The organism is Paenibacillus lautus (assembly GCF_050482385.1).
Taxonomy (GTDB): Bacteria; Bacillota; Bacilli; order Paenibacillales; family Paenibacillaceae; genus Paenibacillus_AQ; species Paenibacillus_AQ lautus_B.
In genome coordinates this window covers 469,050-487,824 of record NZ_JBCNHV010000010.1, presented here as the reverse complement: position 1 = coordinate 487,824, position 18,775 = coordinate 469,050, and the positions used below count along the sequence as shown (strand labels likewise).

Below are 18,775 nucleotides of genomic sequence, written 5' to 3'. Positions count from 1 at the left end.
CAAGGATTCAAAAGGGAGGATAAACATGAGTAAATCGAAAAAGAAATGGCTCCTGCCCCTAACGCTTTTATTGTCCGCATCCATGCTGTTGTCGGCATGCGGGGGCAACAAAGAGAGTGCAGGAAACGGCGGGGGAACTGCCGAGAAACCGGTTGAGCTGATCTGGTACACCATCGGAACACCTCAAAAGGATGTTGACAAGGTTGAGGAAGAAATCAATAAATACACTGCTGAGAAGATTGGTGTAACCGTTGACATGAAAATGATCGACTTCGGTGATTACAACCAGAAGATGCAAGTCATGGCAGCTTCCGGCGAACCGATGGATATCTTGTTCACAAGCTCATGGGCGTTTGACTATGTGCAAAATGCACGTAAAGGCGCATTCATGGAAATGGACGAGCTGATTGAAAGTCATGGACAAGGCATCAAAGACGCGATTGACCCTGCGTTCCTGGAAGGTTCCAAGGTTGATGGTCACAACTATGCGATTCCTGCAAACAAAGAGCTTCCTGCTCAAGAAGCATGGCGCTTTAATAAAACATTGCTTGATAAGTACAACCTCGATATTTCGAACGTGAAATCGATGGAAAGCTTGGAGCCACTGCTGAAAACGATTAAGGAAAAAGAACCGAACGTCGTGCCATTGGCACTTAGCAAAGACTTCGGTCCATTGCTTCCGTTTGACTACATCATCGAAAAAATGCCAATGGCCGTGTACCTGGATGACAAGGAAGATCTGAAAGTTGTGAACTTCCTCGAAATGCCAGAAACAATGGACATGCTTAAATTGATGAACAAGTACTACAAAGCGGGATACATTTCCCCTGAAGCAGCTACAACAACTTCGACGCAAGATCTAATGACTTCCGGCAACTGGTTCGCAGACCGTGCGGCAACGCAGCCATTCGCAGACAATCTGTGGAGCCAAAGCTACGGCTATCCGGTAGTGTCCACTCCGGCTGGCGACGCAACGATCTTCAACTGGTCGGTAATGGGTTCGATGCAAGCGATTTCCGCTAACTCGAAATACCCTGAGAAAGCCATGGAGTTCCTGAACCTGCTGAACACAGACGTATATCTTCGTAACCTGGTTGACTCCGGTATCGAAGGCGTACACTACAAAAAGCTTAGCGAGAACGTAATGGAAAACTTGCCAGAATCGAAAAACTACGACATGCCTACCTTCGCACTTGGTAATGTCATGCTGACTTACTTGAATCCTGAGGATCCTGAGAACAAATGGGAAGAGTTCAAGAAGTTTAACGAGTCCGGCCAGGCTGCTCCGCTTCTCGGTTTCAACTTCGATCCAACCAAAGTATCCACAGAGCTCGCAGCAGTCAACAACGTAAAAGAAGAGTTCTGGGCGCCGCTGATGACAGGTACCGTCAATCCTGAAGAGTTCCTGCCAAAAGCGAATCAAAAGCTGAAAGCCGCTGGTCTGGACAAGATCATCGCTGAAGCACAAAGCCAAATTGATGCTTGGAAAGCAAGCAAGTAATAACCATGCATGAAGCGGTCTTTCTTGTCCCAAGGACAGCAGATACCGCTGCAGCATGAACAAGGACGGGGCGGCGGATGTTCACCGCCCTTCTTTTGTTCATTCATGCACATCACGAGGAGGGGTAAGCGTGAGAGCGATCGGACAGTTTTTCAAAAATATTATGACGAATAAGGCCATGCTGTTCATGGTTTTGCCGGGGACCCTGTGGTTTCTCTTATTCTCATATTTGCCCATGTTCGGGACCATTATTGCATTTAAGGAATACCGCTTTAGCCGGGACGGCTTCTGGGCAAGTATCGTTAATAGTGAATGGGTAGGATTCCAAAACTTTAAATTCCTGTTCAGTACCAACGATGCTTACATCATTACGCGCAACACCGTACTTTATAATTTCGTGTTCATCATTTTGGGTCTCATTCTATCCGTAGTACTGGCTATCGTGTTGTCCGAAATTGTGAATAAGAAATTGGCGAAAGTCTATCAAACGGGTATGTTTCTGCCGTATTTCTTGTCCTGGGTTATTGTAGGCTATTTTGCATTCAGTTTCCTGAGCATGGATAAAGGGATGCTCAATCAGATCCTGGGATGGTTTGGCATGGAGCCGGTTCAATGGTATTCCGAAGCCAAGTATTGGCCGATATTCCTGACGTTAATCAGTTTATGGAAATCCGTTGGTTATAACAGTGTCGTTTATCTGGCGGCGATTATGGGGATCGACAAATCCTTGTACGAAGCGGCGATGATTGACGGCGCGAACAAATGGCAGCAGATTAAAGCCATCACGCTTCCGATGCTGAAACCGCTGATGACCATTTTGACTCTTCTTGCGATCGGTAAAATTTTCTACGCTGACTTTGGTCTCTTCTATCAAGTGCCAAGGGATTCGGGAACCTTGTATTCCGTAACGAACGTTATCGATACCTATGTATATCGTGGTCTGAAGACAACAGGCGAGATCGGAATGAGTACTGCTGCGGGTCTGTACCAGTCGGTAGTCGGATTTATTCTCGTTATGGTATCGAACTATATCGTTCGTAAATATGACAAGGATAATGCATTGTTCTAATCGATCAATCTACCAAGAAGGGGGTATGTGACGTGTTCAAATCTAAAAGCAAGATGAAAGATTTCCATCAGCTTTCATCCGGGTGGAATGTCGTGTTCAACCTGATTGCCGGTATTTTCTCGTTCCTGTGTGTATTTCCGTTTTTGTTCGTCATGATCATTTCATTTACGGATGAAGGCGCTCTTGCCCGCAACGGATATCAAATCTGGCCGGAAAAATGGAGTCTGGAAGCCTATAAATATGTATTCCAAACGGGCGATACACTCCTTCGTTCCTATGGCGTGACGATCTTTGTAACGGTAGTAGGGACGTTGATCAGCTTGTTTATTATCTCGTTGTATGCTTATGCCATCTCTCGTAAAGGGTTCAGATATCGGAACTTCTTCGCGTTCTTTGCATTTTTCACGATGCTGTTTAACGGGGGTCTGGTACCGACTTATATTGTTGCAACGCAATTGCTCGGTCTGAAAGATTCCATCTGGGCTTTGATCCTGCCCTTGGCACTCAACGCCTTCTATATTATGATACTTCGTACGTTCTACAGCACCAGCGTTCCGGATGCCATCATTGAATCCGGTAAAATCGACGGTGCGAGTGAGTTTAAAATCTTCTACAAGCTGGTATTGCCGCTATCCTTGCCGGGTCTGGCAACCATTGGGTTGTTCAGCACCTTGGGTTATTGGAATGACTGGTTCAACGCATTGCTCTACATTGATGATCCGAACCTGGTTCCACTGCAATCCATGCTCATGCGGATTGAGACCAGCATGCAATTCATCTTGCAGAACTCTCAGAATTCATCCCTTAGCATGGCCGCTCTGCAGAGCATGCCGCAGGATACTTCGCGGATGGCGATGGTCGTTCTGGCAACCGGACCGATTATTCTGGCCTATCCGTTCTTCCAGCGCTATTTCATTCAAGGTCTGACCATCGGCGCGGTTAAAGAATAAATTCTTCATGTACCGGAGGGTATGAGATGACTTATAAAGATCCCAGTAAACCCATTACGGAAAGAGTGGAACATCTTCTTGGCCTGATGAACCTGAAGGAAAAGGTTGGGCAGCTGATTCAGCCGTTCGGCTGGAAGACCTATGAAGTGAATGAAGGTCGGATTACATTAACGGATTCATTTAAAGAGCAAGTGAAAAATGGCGGCGTCGGCTCCCTTTACGGGACCCTTCGCGCCGATCCATGGACCGGTGTAACACTTGAGACCGGTCTTTCTCCGCGTGAAGGAGCAGAAGTCGTCAATCACATCCAGCGGTACGCCATTGAGGAATCGCGTCTGGGTATCCCGATTCTGATCGGGGAGGAATGCTCGCATGGGCACATGGCCATCGGCGGCACGGTTTTCCCGGTCCCGCTGTCCATTGGAAGTACATGGAACGTGGATTTGTACCGGGATATGTGCCGTGCCGTGGCGCTCGAGACGCGCAGCCAAGGCGGTGCCGTCACCTATTCCCCGGTCCTCGACGTCGTGCGCGATCCAAGATGGGGCCGTACCGAGGAATGCTTCGGCGAAGATCCATACCTGATCAGCGAATATGCGGTTGCATCGGTTGAAGGCCTTCAAGGTGATTCATTGGACAGCCCGAACAGTGTTGCGGCGACGTTGAAGCATTTTGTGGGTTATGGCAGTTCCGAAGGCGGGAGAAATGCGGGTCCCGTGCATATGGGAACACGTGAATTGATGGAAGTGGATATGCTGCCATTCAAGAAAGCCGTGGAGGCAGGAGCTGCATCCATTATGCCGGCCTATAATGAGATTGACGGCGCGCCTTGCACCGTCAATACCGAGCTCCTTGACGGCATTCTCCGCAAGGAGTGGGGCTTTGACGGCATGGTAATCACCGACTGCGGTGCCATCGATATGCTGGCCAGCGGCCATGATACCGCTGAAGACGGAATGGATGCCGCTGCTCAGGCACTTCGTGCCGGTATCGACATGGAGATGTCAGGTGAGATGTTCGGCAAGCATCTTCTGAACGCGATCGAGTTAAACAAGCTTGAGGTTGCCGTACTGGATGAGGCCGTTCGCCGCGTATTGACCTTGAAGTTCAAGCTCGGACTATTCGAGAACCCTTACGTGGATCCGCAGGTAGCGGAGGATGTTATCGGCAGCCAGCAGCATGTCGAACTTGCCAGACAGCTTGCGGCGGAAGGCATCGTCCTGCTCAAGAATGAAGGCCAGGCGCTGCCGTTATCCAACGAAAGCGGCGTGATTGCCGTCATTGGACCTAACGCCGATCAAGGATACAATCAGCTTGGAGATTATACGTCTCCTCAGCCAACGGCAAACGTGACCACCGTGCTGGGTGGAATCCGCGCGAAACTGGAAGATGAAGCTGAACGTGTATTATATGCACCGGGCTGCCGCATTAAGGATGACTCCAGGGAAGGCTTTGATTTCGCGCTAGCTTGTGCGGATCAGGCCGATACCGTGGTCATGGTACTGGGTGGTTCCAGCGCACGCGACTTTGGCGAAGGCACGATCGATTTGCGAACAGGAGCATCGAAGGTCACGGACGACGCTTTAAGCGACATGGATTGCGGTGAGGGCATCGACCGGATGACGCTGCAGTTATCCGGCGTTCAATTGGAATTGGCTCAGGAGATTCATAAGCTTGGCAAGCGGATGATTGTTGTGTATATCAACGGTCGGCCCATTGCGGAACCGTGGATCGACGAGCATGCCGATGCCATCTTGGAAGCATGGTATCCGGGCCAGGAGGGCGGACATGCGGTAGCGGACATTTTGTTCGGCGATGTGAATCCGTCTGGTAAGCTGACGATGTCGATACCGAAGCATGTCGGACAGCTTCCGGTTTACTATAATGGCAAGCGGTCGCGGGGTAAGCGTTACCTCGAAGAGGATTCCCAGCCGCGTTATCCGTTCGGATACGGGCTTAGCTATACCGAGTTCAGTTATTCGGATATTCATATTACCCCAGAAGTGATCGGAACGGGCGAAACGGCCGTTGTCTCCGTGAATGTTACAAACAGCGGCGACAGGGAAGGATCCGAGGTTGTACAATTGTATGTGAGCGACGTGGCCAGCAAATATACGAGACCGGCCCGTGAGCTGAAGGGCTTCCGCAAAATCTCTTTGCAGCCTGGAGAGCATTGCAAGGTGGAATTTACCGTCGGTGCGGAACAGCTTCAATATATCGGCCAAAATTACAAGCAAGTGGTTGAACCTGGCTTGTTCCGTATCTTGGTTGGCAGACATGTGAACGATGCGCTGAGTGCAGATCTGACTGTACAGGAGGGTTAAGGAATGGAACGCATTCGACGTTTTATACGCGAACTTTCGGAGCGGCAGTGGCTCGAGGCTGTAGAGCTTGGAGAGTGGAACATTACCCGAGCCACGTACATGGTTCCGGGTGTGTATGAAGATCAAGCCCCTTATACGGAAGGCCAAGACTTCAACCGCTTCCCGAGCACACAGGGGACAACCTATTTCTTTCGGAGGAACCTTGAATTGCCCACGCACTGGGTGAACGGAGCGATCGGGCTTGTGTTCCACTCTGGGGGCGAGGGCTTACTGCGCATAAACGGAACATCTTATCAGGGATTGGACCGTAATCATACCTTCGTCAAGCTGGATCCGAAACGCACCGGCTTGAATATGGAGCTAGAGATCGAGTTGTACGATCCGATTCCGGAGCCGGTGGACCCGCTGAATCAGCAGGCTGTCATTCAGCCTCCGATTACTAAGGTGCAAAGCTTGCTTGTCAACGTGAACGTGTCCGTTCAGAGCCTGATGTACACCGCGACCGTGATTCGGGATTCACTTATCCTGTTGCCGGATAGCGATATGCGGCGCATCCGCTTAATGGAGGCGCTGTATCAGGCGATGGACCGCTTTGTCAGCCTAGATGACGCCGCCATCCGGGATGGTGCTCAGGTAACCGGGATTGAGCATGATCTGAAACGGAGCGTTACTGCCATTGGCGGCCATGCTGAAGGTACGGAGCATATGGTGGGTCAATCGCATATTGACATCGCTTGGTTGTGGCCCGTCCGGGAAACCGTACGAAAAACAAGCCGGACCTTCTCTACCATGGATGCGCTGATGAATGAATATCCCGATTTTAAGTACGCGCAGAGCCAGCCTTTGCTATACCAATTCCTGAAGGATCATGATCCTGAGCTGTACGAGAGAGTGAAGACCAGAATCAAGGAAGGACGCTGGGAGCTTGTCGGCGGGATGTGGGTCGAACCGGACCTGAACATTCCGAGCGGGGAGTCCCTCATGCGTCAATTGCTATACGGGCAACGATTCTATCAAGAAGAGTTTGGCCGGACATCTCATATTGAATGGCTGCCGGATACATTCGGATATTGTGCATCGCTGCCTCAAATCTTGAAGCATGGCGGCATTCGTTATTTCATGACAACAAAGCTCGGCTGGAACGATACGAATGTGTTTCCTTACGACCTGTTCCATTGGGTTGGGATCGATGGAACCCCGATGTTATCCTATCTCAATCACGGCGTGAACGAGAATACGCTGCCCAAAGATGTTCACGAACATTGGCAGTCATACCGCCAAAGAGCCGTTCATCCGGAGCAGATGCTGCTGTATGGACACGGTGACGGCGGAGGCGGCGTAACCCGTGAAATGTTGGAATATATCGACCGTGCCGAGCTTATGGTAGGTCAACCGGCCAGCAAGTATAGCACAGCTGCCGAGTTTTTCGGCGGGATTGAGGATGCACAGCCGAAGCTGCCGAAATGGCGCGGGGATTTGTACCTCGAGCTTCATCGCGGCACCTATACAACGCATGCGCGGAACAAGCGTCATAACCGGAAAGCGGAAATCCTGTACCGCGAGGCGGAGCTATGGAACTCGGTGGCATTTTCGTCGATGGGCCATGAGCAGCGGCAGGCGATTATGAGCGAGCTGCATGACGGCTGGAAGTTGATTTTGCTGAATCAATTTCATGATATTATCCCGGGCTCTGCCATTACGGAGTCTTACGTCACCTCTGAGAAGGAATACGCAGAGGTGTTCCAAAAAGGAAATCAAAGCCTCCGTCTTGGGCTTCAGGTATTGGCGGATCAGGCCGATACAGAAGGGGAAGGCATTCCGTATGTCGTCTTCAACGGACTTGGATGGAGCAGAGATGCCGTCATTTCGATTGAAGGGGAGCAGGGCCATGCACCGTATGATTCGGATGGAACACTGCTGCAGCACGATACCCTGACAGGAGAGAACAGTAAAACCTCTCACCGCTTGAATGTTCATGTGCAAGGCATCCCGGGTTTGGGATACAAGACCATTTGGTTGAAGCCTTTGGCAGGAAACAACGCGGTGGCGGAGAATTCTACTACAGTGTTCGAAGATTCCTGGGAAACGGATTATTATAAGGTCAGCTTTAATGAGCGCGGCGAAATCACGAGCCTGTGGGATAAAGAGGCCAATCGGGAAGTGGTCAAGCCGGGCGAAGCCGCGAACCGCTTCCACTTCTTCCATGATCGTCCGACGCTGTGGGACGCATGGGACATCGATACCCGTTACGAGGAGCAATTAGCTGGAGTGGCGGAGCTGATCGAGAAGAAGCTCGTGCAAGCGGGTGAGGTACAGGATGTGCTGCGTTTCCGCTGGCGCATCCATAACTCGGAGATCATGCAGGACATGATTTTTTATCATCATGACCGGCGGATCGACTTCAAGACGCAAGTCAGCTGGAACGAATCGCACAAACTGCTGAAAGTCGGCTTTCCGATCGGGGTCGTTGCGGATAAGGCTACTTATGAGATTCCGTTCGGAACCATCGAGAGACCGACCCATCGCAATACAAGCTGGGAACAGGCGCAATATGAAGTCTGTGGCCACCGTTTCGCGGATGTGTCGGAGCATGGATACGGCGTCAGCCTCATCAACGACTGCAAGTACGGGTATGACATTCAGGACAGCACAATCCGGTTATCTCTGCTGCGCGCACCGAAGTGGCCCGATGTCACGGCAGACTTGGGTGAGCATGAGTTCACGTATTCCTTATACCCGCATAACGGAGACTGGAGAAGTGCTGGAATCGTCCGTAAAGCTGCCGAGCTCAATCATGAGCTTCCTTACGTAAGAGCAAGATCGAATCAGGGTTCTCGGCCTGCTGTTCATTCATTTATTCCGTTCGAGAGCCATCATGTAATCCTGGATACCGTAAAACCCGCAGAAGACGGTTCAGGGTATATCCTTCGGATGTACGAGTCGGCGGGAGGCAGAGATAATGCAGCACTGAGCTGGCCTTATCCTTATGAAAGCGTCCATTTATCCAACGCCTTGGAAGAAGAGCTCGAACAACTGGATACCGCGGAAGGAAGGCTAACGCTTCCATTCATGCCGTATGAGATCAAAACCATCAAACTAACTACACATCATACTTAATTAAAGGAGCCAGAACAACCATGGAACAATTCAGACTCCCCAAAATACCAATGCCGGAGCTTGATCTGCCGCAATCGATTCAGGCGGTTCTGCAAGAGGCTGAAGAAAAGCTTGCGCACCGTCCCAAGCTGCTTCAGCTGTTCAAGAACTGTTTCCCGAACACGCTGGAGACAACAACCAAACTGATGGAGGATGGCACAACATTTGTGATTACCGGTGATATCCCGGCCATGTGGCTGCGCGACTCGGTAGAACAGGTGATCCATTACATTCCGTTTGCAAAGAATGATCTGCAGCTGCAGCGGATTTTAAGCGGATTGATCAAACGCCATTTTCAATATATTCATATCGATCCTTATGCCAATGCCTTTAATGAATCGGCGAATGACTGGCATTGGAACACAACCGACGAAACTGAAATGTCCCCATGGGTATGGGAGCGCAAATTTGAGATTGATTCGCTATGCTTCTCTGTTCGCTTGGCCTACCTGTACTGGAAGGAAACCGGCCTTACGGATGTGTTTGACGCTAACTTCAAGTCGGCTATGATCAAGATTATTGAGCTGTTTAAAACCGAACAGTACCATTTCGAGAAATCGCCTTACCGTTTCACCCGGGATAACGGAATTCCAACGGATTCCTTGCGCAATAACGGGCTCGGCATGCCGGTGAATTATACGGGCATGATCTGGTCAGGCTTCCGTTCAAGTGATGACGCTTGCGATTTCCACTACAATATTCCAGGCAACATGTTCGCCGTTGTCGCCTTGCGTCAAATGCAGGAATTCGCGGAATGGGTATTCCGGGATATGAAGCTGCTGGATGAACTGAAACGACTCGAAGCCGACGTGGATCACGGAATTCAGTTGTACGGCATTTACCGTCATCCGGAGTTTGGACCGATTTACGCCTATGAAACAGACGGTTACGGAAATTACTGCTTGATGGATGATGCGGGAACACCTGGATTGATGTCCATTCCTTATCTGGGTTATTGCTCTGCAGATGATCCGATCTACCAAAATACCAGACGGTTTGCACTCAGCAAAGAAAATCCTTTCTACTACGAAGGCGCTGTTGCCAAAGGAATCGGCAGTCCGCATACGCCGCCGGATTATATCTGGCATATGGCCTTGTCGATGCAGGGAATTACGGCACAGACGGCAGAAGAGAAGCTGCAGATGATTGCATTGCTGGAAGCGACCGATGCCGATACCGGATTTATGCATGAAGGCTTCCATGCCGACGATCCGAAAGTTTTCACCAGATCTTGGTTTGCCTGGTCCAACAGCCTCTTCTCGCAATTGGTGTATCAGGCGATGAAAGCAGGGATTCTATGAGCGGTCGTCTGATTGTATTTTATGATCCGTCCTTTCCGGCAGCAGAAGCTGCCGGTTTGCCGGCTAGCGCGGCGGCTCTGAGTGCATTCGATGTCGTGTGCCGCGCTGAAAATTTGGCTGAAGCACTGGAATCTGCAGGAGGGCAGGGCGCAAGCTTTGTCAATTTGCATGCGCCTTACTTCCCGAAAAGCGCCTGGAGAGCGATCCTGGACTTTCTGAGAAATGGCGGCGGTTTGGTCAGCATTGGCGGCGCACCTTTCAAGCGCCCTGTCCGCATGGAGGACGGTGCTTGGGTGGTGGAGCACGAACAGACGGCATACCATCAGCAGCTACACATACATGAAGTGCTGCCAGTGGACAGCGGACGCGTCGACCATTTGACTTCCAGTGACGTTATTCCGCTTATGGAGAGCAGCCGGGAGCGGTTATCCATAAGCGATACGTGGAACCTGGTTCCGCATGTCACCAAAAGCAGTGATTTGCCGCATCAGATGGGATCGGCGGGGCCGATGGATACGCGGATTTATCCGCTCCTTAAAGGGACCACGGCGAAGGGAAGAGAAGTCGCGGCTCCTGTCGTTCTGTGGGAAAATGTCGGCGGGCCATTCTTGGGCGGACGCTGGCTATTTGTGAATCAGCCTCTCTCTGCTTCTTTCTGGGAACAGGATGGAGGCGATGCGGTGCGCAGCTGGGCGGCATTCTGTGCGAAGGGGATTACCGAGCTGTGGATCAAGCCGAATTATGCAGCCTACGAGTCCGGCGAGCGTGCGATCCTGACCCTGCAGGCACAACGGCTTGGCCGGAAACTTTCCGTACTAGAGTCGCAGAGCTGGACGTTCCGCATCTCCGTCCAACACGACCAAGATGAATCCTTATCATGGAATCATTCCGAGAAGGTGGATGTGACCGGACAATTTCATGTACAGCGCATTCCGGTTATGCTGGATATCAAGCCGGGGTCTTATCGGGTGGTGTGTGAAGCGGAAGGACCGGATGGAGAAATCCGCAGGCTGAAACAAGGGTTCTGGGGAGCAGATTCCGAGCTTTTGCAGGCGGGTACGCCTGTAACCTGCAATCGGGATTACTTCATCAAGGATGGTCGCCCGCTGCCTGTGGTCGGGATGACTTACATGACGTCCGATGTCGCGCGTAAGTTCCTGTTCCTTCCGAATACGGATGTGTGGGATCGCGATATGGCGCAAATGCGCAAAGCGGGCATCAATTGGATTCGTACCGGGATCTGGACCGCATATCGCAATATTATGCAGGTGGACGGGCATGCATCCGAAGAGGTTTTGCGTTCGATTGATGCCTTCCTGTTAACGGCGAAGAAGCATGATTTGCAGGTAACATTCACGTTCTTCTCCTTCACGCCGGAGACTTGGGAAGGCCAAAATCCTTACCTCGATCCGCGAAGTGTGGAAGCGCAGAAGCGTTTCATACGTTCCATCATTAGTAGACATAAAGATACGAAAAATGTGGACTGGGATCTGATTAACGAACCATCCATGTTTGATCCGCCGCAGATTTTCTCGGACGGTCCGCGTTCCGCGAAGGATCCGTTTGAGAAACAAGCTTATATCGACTGGTTGAAAAAGCGTCATGGTTCGATTGAGCGTCTGCAGGAACGATGGAATATGACAGCGGATCAGCTGCCGGGTTTTGACTCCGTGGTTCCGCCGGAGCCTCAAGTCATTAATTTTGATGTTCAAGACATGCATCAAGGGAAAAAAGGCACACAATGGCTCGATTATGTACTGTTCTCGATGGACATGCATAACCGCTGGGCCAAGGAATTATATGACGATATCAAAGAGGTATGCCCGGATCATATGGTTACCGTTGGACAGGACGAGGCGCTTGGGGCACAGCGTCCATCTCCGTTCTTCTATGCCGAAGCCGTAGACTATACGACGGTTCACTCCTGGTGGTTCAACGACTATTTGATCTGGGACGGCATATTTGCCAAAACGCCGGATAAACCGAACCTGATTCAGGAAACAGGCATCATGTACGTGGAGACACCGGATGGCCGGGCGAAGCGAAGCGAAGCCGAGCTTCGGAATCTGCTGGAGCGCAAGTATGCTTACGCCTTCTCCACAGGAGGCGCTGGAGCCATTCATTGGATCTGGAACACGAATTTCTACATGGATAATGCCAATGAATCGCATATCGGAGCTGTGCGCGCTGACGGCACGGAGAAACCGGAAGCGGATGTGTCGTATGATTTCGGTGCCTTCATGGAAGACATCCGGGACATGTTTAAAGGCCGGAAGCTGGAGGAAACCGCGGTCATTTTCCCTTATTCGAACGATTTCTCGAACCGGAAGCTCGCTTTTGAAGCGACGACCAAGGCGACGCGCGCGCTTGCTTACGAGCTGAACGTGCCGTTCCGTGCTGTCGGGGAGTATGATTTAAGCTCGCTGCGTAACCATCCGGTGAAATTCATCATTCTGCCGAGCGCGCACAATGTCGATGACCAGGCGTTTGCTGAGTTGATGGATATCGTGAAGGAAACGGGAGCTACATTGCTTCTGACGGGTCCAATCGGTCTGGATGCATATTGGCATCAGGTCGATCGAATGACAGAGGAGCTGGGCGAGCGGAAGCTGGCGAATGTGCGCCGGGAAGAAAGCTTGCGCATTGGGGACCGTACATGGTCTGCATCGTATGGACATCGGAAGATTGCCGAGCTGACCAAAGAAATTCCGGCAGGCAGCGGGGCGAAACCGGCCGATATAGCTGGCGATTCCATCGTGGAAGTGAAGCTTGGGGCAGGACGTCTTCTCTGGAGCCCGCTTCCTGTCGAATTGAATGATCGAATCGACACCATTTCGGCTTTATATCGGTATGCATTGGAGCTATCTGCTGCCGACACAGGGCTCATCTGGAATCAAGGCGGAGAACATTCTGGCGTATATGGACGCAAGGTAACGTTTGAAGAAGGAGCACTCTTCGTATTCGGCTCGGAGCAATCGTGGGACACGAACGTCGAGGTAAAGGATCCTTCAACAGGACTCATCTATTCATTCGTGCTGGAAGCGGATCGTTCGATTTTGTTTGCAGTAGATGCAAGCGGTGACCTGTTATCGGTGTACCGCCCGGATGAGGTCGAAATCACAGTATCGAAGGGCTAACATAAGGGGGACTAAGCAGAGATGGATCAATCCAGAAAAGCACATATTATTTCGCATACTCACTGGGACCGCGAGTGGTATTTACCGTATGAAAAGCACCATGTGCGGCTGATCGAGCTCATGGACAGCTTGCTTGAGACGATGGAGAAGGACTCGGAATACCGCAGCTTTTTCCTTGATGGCCAGACAATTATTATCGAAGATTATTTGCAGGTAAGACCTGAGAAGAAAGAGCAGCTTGAGAAGCTGATCACGGACGGACGTATCATTATCGGTCCATGGTACATTTTGCAGGATGCCTACCTCACGAGCAGTGAAGCTAACGTGAGAAATATGCAGATAGGACACCAGGATGCCGAGCGATATGGCACGGTTGCCAAAATCGGTTATTTCCCGGATACATTTGGACTTACAGGCCAAATTCCGCAGTTGATGCTGCAGTCCGGCATTGATAATGCCTTCTTCGGCCGGGGCGTAAAGCCAACGGGCTTTAACAATACCGTCTCCGACAGCGGCTATGAGTCTTCATTCTCAGAGCTGATGTGGGAAGGTCCGGACGGCTCCAAGGTGCTGGGCATCCTGTTTGCCAACTGGTACAGTAACGGTAACGAGGTTCCCGTTGATGAAGCGGAAGCGAAGGCATTCTGGGACCGCAAGCTGGCGGATGCCGAGAAGTATGCTTCCACACCTGAGCTGCTCTATATGAACGGGTGTGACCATCAGCCGATACAGACCGATCTTCCGGAAGGCATCCGTACAGCGAAGAAGCTGTATCCGGATACGGAATTCATTCATTCCAATTTTGACGATTACCTGACAGCCGTTCGGGAGAAGCTGCCGCAAGATCTTTCCTCCGTAAAAGGAGAGCTGCGCAGTCAGCGTACCGATGGATGGGGTACGCTTGTGAATACCGCTTCGGCACGCGTATACCTGAAGCAGATGAACCAGCGCGGCCAGACCTTACTGGAAAAAGTGGCCGAACCGCTTGCATCCTACGCCAGCCTGCTAGGCAAGGAGTATCCGCATCATCTGTTCACCTATGCGTGGAAGACGCTGATGCAGAATCATCCGCATGACAGCATCTGCGGCTGCAGTGTGGACGAAGTTCACCGCGAGATGGTGACCCGCTTTGAGAAAAGCGCGCACGTGGCTGAAAATATCGTGGACGACAGCGTTCGCGTCATTGCAGATGCCGTTGATACGAGCGCCTTCGAGCAATGGGGATCCGATCCGCTGCCGTTGGTTGTATTCAATACGACGGGATGGAACCGCAGCGGTACGGTCAGCATCGAGCTGGATGCGAAACGCCTATATTTCCGGGAAGGTTACTCTTTGGAGGAAACCAGCCGCCGGATGAAGGAAATCGACTTGTCCGGCCGTGTGCTGGTTAACGCTCAAGGCCAAGCTGTACCTTGCACCGTTGAGGATCTGGGTCTTCAGTTCGGGTACGATCTGCCGGACGACCGTTTCCGCCAGCCGTATATGTGCCGCCGTGTGAGACTTACTTTTGAGGCAAACGCGATCCCAGCAATGGGCTTGACTACTTATGCTTGGGTGAAGAGCGAAGTGAAGCCAGCCGAGGTAGCATCCTTAATTAGTAAGGCCAATGTGATGGAGAATGAGCTGATCAAGATCGAGATCGCTAAGGATGGTTCCTTCTCCTTGACGGATAAAAAGAACGGACAAGTATACCGGGATCTGGGCGTCTATGAAAATACCGGAGATATCGGTAACGAATATATGTACAAACAGCCGGATGGCGAAGCGGCATTGACCACGAAGGGCCAAACCGCCCAAATTTCGATTCTGGAAGATACACCTTACCGCGCATCCATTGAAATCGTTCATAACTGGTCCATTCCGGCTATGGCGGACAGCAAGCTGGATGAAGAGCAGCACGAGCTCATATATTATCCGAACCGCAAAGCGCAAAGATCGAGCGAAATGGTGCCACTGCGCATTCGTACCGTTGTGAGTTTGAACCGCAGCGGCAAAGGCGTGGAGATCGAAGCGACAATGGATAATCAAGCGAAGGATCATCGGGTGCGTGCATTGTTCCCAACGGATCTGCAGGCATCGTCCCATAACGTGGATTCCATGTTTGAAGTGGCAACGCGGGATAATGAACCTGCTGCCGAATGGGAGAATCCAAGCTATACGGCTCATCAACAGGCATTCGTTGATGTCTCGACAGCTACTGCAGGATTGACGGTAGCGAACCAGGGCTTAAATGAATATGAAGTTCTGCGTGACGGCCGGAATACCATCGCTGTTACATTGCTTCGTTCCGTTGGCGAGCTCGGTGACTGGGGGTACTTCCCTACGCCTGAAGCTCAGTGCATCGGCGTTCATACGGTACGTATGGAGGTCATTCCGCATCAGGGCGACGGCATGAAGTCAGGCGCATACGCCGAGGCTTATCAGTTCCAAATCCCATGGACGGTTGCGCAGACCGGTGTTCATGCCGGCGCTGTCGCATCGACTTCCGCACCGTTTGAATGGAGCCATGAAGAACTTGCGTTCTCTTCCCTGAAAGTGAATCCGAAGACCGGGGATCTGATGCTGCGCTGGTTCAATATGGCAGGCACGGATACTGAGCTGAAGCTGAAATCTTCTCTATCTTCCCAGGGCGTGTATAAGAGCTCTATTCTGGAAGTAGAGGGAGCGGTTCAACGCTTTGATGATCAAGAAAGCTTCATGCTGCCGGTTAAGCCCCACGAAATCGTGACACTGGGCGTTAAAGTTTCGGTTAAGTAAGCATTTATTATGTAGTGCTGGGAATGTTGTATATCCCGGTCCAGCAAAGCCCGATTCCGAAATTACAGGGATCGGGCTTTACTGTCTTGCCTAATGATAAGCAGGTTCCTGAACGCTCCAAAATATAATAATGAAAAAGCTGCTCTCCCTAGGTCTTTGCGGACGGCTGGAGGGCAGCTTTTTTTACTCGGCTTAATTATTGATTTTCCCCTTGGTTTTGGTCTTTCTCGTAAGCAATCAGGGTGATTTCTTTGCCAGTAAGCTCGGCAATCTTGGTCTCTGCGTCTTCAATCGCTTTCAAGGTACCTTCATTCCCATTGAGTGAGGCAATTTTATATTCCTCCGAATGGATGTCCATGTGAACTCCCCCCTTAGATGGTTGATACAAATATAATGATAAGTTATCCTATACAAGTTGGTTACATACCTGGTATTCAAAGAATTGGATTGAAAAAAGCCAGACACATGAGTGTGTTTGGCTTTTTACGCTCTTATTTTTGGATGAGGACGGGGGTACTCATTTTCACCTTGTCGTAAAGCCAGCGTACGTCTTTATTATGCATCCGTATACAACCTGCCGACACGTACTTGCCGATCGAGTTTGCGTTGTTGTTTCCATGAATAGCGTACGCGTAGCTAACTCTGCCGTTCACTTTCACATTAATGCCAAGCCAGCGGTCCCCAAGCGGATTGCGTGGGTCTCCTCCCTTGATGCCTTCCTTGTAGTAAGGTCTGTTCTTCACTTTTTCGTGAATTTTGAACAGGCCTTCCGGCGTATAAGAGGGCTTTTTGCCTGTGGCGACAGGAAACGTTTTAATGACCTTGCCTTTTTCATAATACGTCAGTTTGTTGGTGGATTTATCAATGACGATAAACTGTGCGTACTTGGTGTACTTACTGTCCAGCTTCTGTCCGGAAGCGCCATGGGATATGGCGGGGAAAAAGAAAACCAGCAGTAAGGTGAAGATCAGTATGCGGCTGATGCCCTTAATGATGTCCGATCACCTCTTTTCGTTCTCCCCCATATATATGCAGCTATTCGCGAATGTTGACGGAAATGTGCATCAGTCGAAAAATAGAACAAGTTGTTTTCAAAGAGAGATATGGGTGGCTGAGAGGACATTCTATCTAATATGGGATCGTGATTTGGATGTAGGCAAATGAGCTCCTGAGGGTATTTCTTCAAGAAGCTTCTCGTGTTCATTATGGAAATCGCTTGAAAACGACACTGATGTCGTTTATGATGAAATAAGTTAAAAAACGACACATCTGTCGTTTATGTTGTGGTGAGGATCGTGGAATCGATATTTATGTTAAAGGGCGGGAGAGGAATGACTTATGTGTCCACGGGTAAGTGAGGAATACAAACGGGAGAAGAAGTTTGAAATATTGACGGCAGCCAGGCGCGTCTTTATCAGAAAGGGCTATACCCGCACCGTGATGCAGGACATCATGGATGAAGCCGGTATGTCCCGCGGAGCCGTGTATGCGTATTTTGATAATGTGGAGCATGTATTTATAGAGGTCCTGCGTTTTGACGACCAAGAGACACTCGGTTTTTTTGAACCGGATCCGCAATATCCGATATGGAATCAGTTGATGGACTGGGTTCAGAAACAGCAGGGTGATATTACGCGAATCCAGCATTCGCTTGTATTGGCCAGGGCTGAATTTTTCCTGTCCTCCTCTTATGTTCATGCCAAGCAGGATTATCCCTATATAACCGAGCGTTACCAACTGACCGTTGCAGCCATGAGCCGGGTCATTCGAAAGGGCCAACAGCAAGGGGAGTTTCAGCCGCGATTGGAACCGGAAGCCATAGCACGTTATATGATCTCATTTCTGAACGGACTGATGCTGGATACCTTCCAACTCGGACCGACGGTGACATGCGTGCCGGAGCAGCTGAAAACCTTCATACATTCTCTCAGAGCAATGTTAATTCCTAAAACACTAGAATCATGATTATAGAAAGGGTGCTTTTTGAATGCTATTTGATTCTGCTAGACTTGCTTGTCGAAAAATGACGATGAACGACGCGGAGCTGTACCATACCTGGCGCAATGATCTCGAAGTGATGCAATCCACCAGTCCCAATCTGGATACTTATCAGCTGGAGGAGACAAAGGACTTCGTTCAGCATGTGATCCTGGGTCCTGCCTCCTCGCAGAGCTATCTGATTCTGTTGAAGGAAACCGGCAAACCGATTGGCATCATGTCATTGATTCTTATCGATACCAAGAACCGGAACGCGGAGTGCATCATCGATATTGGCGAAAAGACTTATTGGGGCCAGGGGTACGGATTTGAAGCGATGACGCTCTTGCTTGATTATGCTTTTTTGGAGCTGAATCTGCACCGGGTAAGCTTGCGAGTATTTTCTTTCAACCATAACGCGATCAAACTGTATGAAAAAATCGGTTTTGTCCACGAAGGTAGCTCCAGACAGAGCTTGTACCGGAATGGCGTCTGGCATGACATCGTACACATGGGGATATTGCAGAGCGAGTATGCGTTAAAAGGTTGATTTTCCCTTCCTTCCATAATAAGGTAGGTATGTGAAGACAATGAGGGAATGGG

The 18,775-nt window shown here is 50.4% G+C and carries 12 protein-coding genes; 10 read left to right on the top strand and 2 right to left on the bottom strand.

The features are described 5' to 3' along the window. Positions 1-25: 25 nt before the first annotated feature. The 8 genes from ABEW73_RS13425 (at position 26) to ABEW73_RS13390 (ending at position 16,195) form a co-directional block, all read left to right on the top strand. Complete coding sequence (locus ABEW73_RS13425; RefSeq protein ID WP_215164052.1) at positions 26-1,501, top strand: ABC transporter substrate-binding protein; 1,476 nt, start codon at positions 26-28, stop codon at positions 1,499-1,501. A 139-nt stretch (positions 1,502-1,640) separates the two neighbouring features. After that, positions 1,641-2,570: an ABC transporter permease gene (locus ABEW73_RS13420; protein WP_179090580.1), complete on the top strand. Its 930-nt coding sequence runs from the start codon at positions 1,641-1,643 to the stop codon at positions 2,568-2,570. A 53-nt stretch (positions 2,571-2,623) separates the two neighbouring features. Next, on the top strand, positions 2,624-3,520 hold the full coding sequence (locus ABEW73_RS13415; protein ID WP_076321299.1) for a carbohydrate ABC transporter permease: 897 nt from the start codon (positions 2,624-2,626) through the stop codon (positions 3,518-3,520). A 26-nt stretch (positions 3,521-3,546) separates the two neighbouring features. After that, entirely contained in the window at positions 3,547-5,844 is a 2,298-nt protein-coding gene (locus tag ABEW73_RS13410) for a glycoside hydrolase family 3 N-terminal domain-containing protein (protein ID WP_430171157.1), read from the top strand. Between the two features lie 3 nt (positions 5,845-5,847). After that, complete coding sequence (locus tag ABEW73_RS13405; RefSeq protein WP_430171155.1) at positions 5,848-8,961, top strand: alpha-mannosidase; 3,114 nt, start codon at positions 5,848-5,850, stop codon at positions 8,959-8,961. 20 nt (positions 8,962-8,981) lie between these two features. Further along, complete coding sequence (locus tag ABEW73_RS13400; protein ID WP_430171153.1) at positions 8,982-10,301, top strand: glycoside hydrolase family 125 protein; 1,320 nt, start codon at positions 8,982-8,984, stop codon at positions 10,299-10,301. Beyond that, positions 10,298-13,438, top strand: a complete 3,141-nt coding sequence (locus ABEW73_RS13395) for a beta-galactosidase (protein ID WP_430171151.1) — start codon at positions 10,298-10,300, stop codon at positions 13,436-13,438. The genes ABEW73_RS13400 and ABEW73_RS13395 overlap by 4 nt, the downstream gene beginning before the upstream one ends. A 21-nt stretch (positions 13,439-13,459) precedes the next feature. Continuing rightward, positions 13,460-16,195, top strand: a complete 2,736-nt coding sequence (locus tag ABEW73_RS13390; RefSeq protein ID WP_430171149.1) for an alpha-mannosidase — start codon at positions 13,460-13,462, stop codon at positions 16,193-16,195. A gap of 196 nt (positions 16,196-16,391) precedes the next feature. Here the strand turns inward: ABEW73_RS13390 and ABEW73_RS13385 are convergent, their stop codons facing one another. Then, complete coding sequence (locus tag ABEW73_RS13385; protein WP_430171148.1) at positions 16,392-16,553, bottom strand: hypothetical protein; 162 nt, start codon at positions 16,551-16,553, stop codon at positions 16,392-16,394. Positions 16,554-16,686: 133 nt separating this feature from the next. Beyond that, entirely contained in the window at positions 16,687-17,013 is a 327-nt protein-coding gene (locus tag ABEW73_RS13380; RefSeq protein WP_237566362.1) for a L,D-transpeptidase, read from the bottom strand. Between the two features lie 520 nt (positions 17,014-17,533). Between ABEW73_RS13380 and ABEW73_RS13375 the strand changes: the two genes are divergently transcribed. Next, a complete protein-coding gene (locus tag ABEW73_RS13375) occupies positions 17,534-18,160 on the top strand; it encodes a TetR family transcriptional regulator (RefSeq protein ID WP_430171147.1) in 627 nt (208 codons plus the stop codon). 22 nt (positions 18,161-18,182) lie between these two features. Then, entirely contained in the window at positions 18,183-18,722 is a 540-nt protein-coding gene (locus ABEW73_RS13370) for a GNAT family N-acetyltransferase (RefSeq protein ID WP_430171146.1), read from the top strand. Positions 18,723-18,775 lie beyond the last annotated feature (53 nt).

What these genes read in the sequence shown, in the direction of transcription:
- ABEW73_RS13425 (WP_215164052.1), top strand. Translation starts at nt 26, where the DNA reads ATGAGTAAATCGAAAAAGAAATGGCTCCTGCCCCTAACGCTTTTATTG.
- ABEW73_RS13395 (WP_430171151.1), top strand. Translation starts at nt 10,298, where the DNA reads ATGAGCGGTCGTCTGATTGTATTTTATGATCCGTCCTTTCCGGCAGCA.
- ABEW73_RS13400 (WP_430171153.1), top strand. Translation starts at nt 8,982, where the DNA reads ATGGAACAATTCAGACTCCCCAAAATACCAATGCCGGAGCTTGATCTG.
- ABEW73_RS13370 (WP_430171146.1), top strand. Translation starts at nt 18,183, where the DNA reads ATGCTATTTGATTCTGCTAGACTTGCTTGTCGAAAAATGACGATGAAC.
- ABEW73_RS13415 (WP_076321299.1), top strand. Translation starts at nt 2,624, where the DNA reads ATGAAAGATTTCCATCAGCTTTCATCCGGGTGGAATGTCGTGTTCAAC.
- ABEW73_RS13385 (WP_430171148.1), bottom strand. Translation starts at nt 16,553, where the DNA reads ATGGACATCCATTCGGAGGAATATAAAATTGCCTCACTCAATGGGAAT.
- ABEW73_RS13390 (WP_430171149.1), top strand. Translation starts at nt 13,460, where the DNA reads ATGGATCAATCCAGAAAAGCACATATTATTTCGCATACTCACTGGGAC.
- ABEW73_RS13410 (WP_430171157.1), top strand. Translation starts at nt 3,547, where the DNA reads ATGACTTATAAAGATCCCAGTAAACCCATTACGGAAAGAGTGGAACAT.
- ABEW73_RS13375 (WP_430171147.1), top strand. Translation starts at nt 17,534, where the DNA reads ATGTGTCCACGGGTAAGTGAGGAATACAAACGGGAGAAGAAGTTTGAA.
- ABEW73_RS13405 (WP_430171155.1), top strand. Translation starts at nt 5,848, where the DNA reads ATGGAACGCATTCGACGTTTTATACGCGAACTTTCGGAGCGGCAGTGG.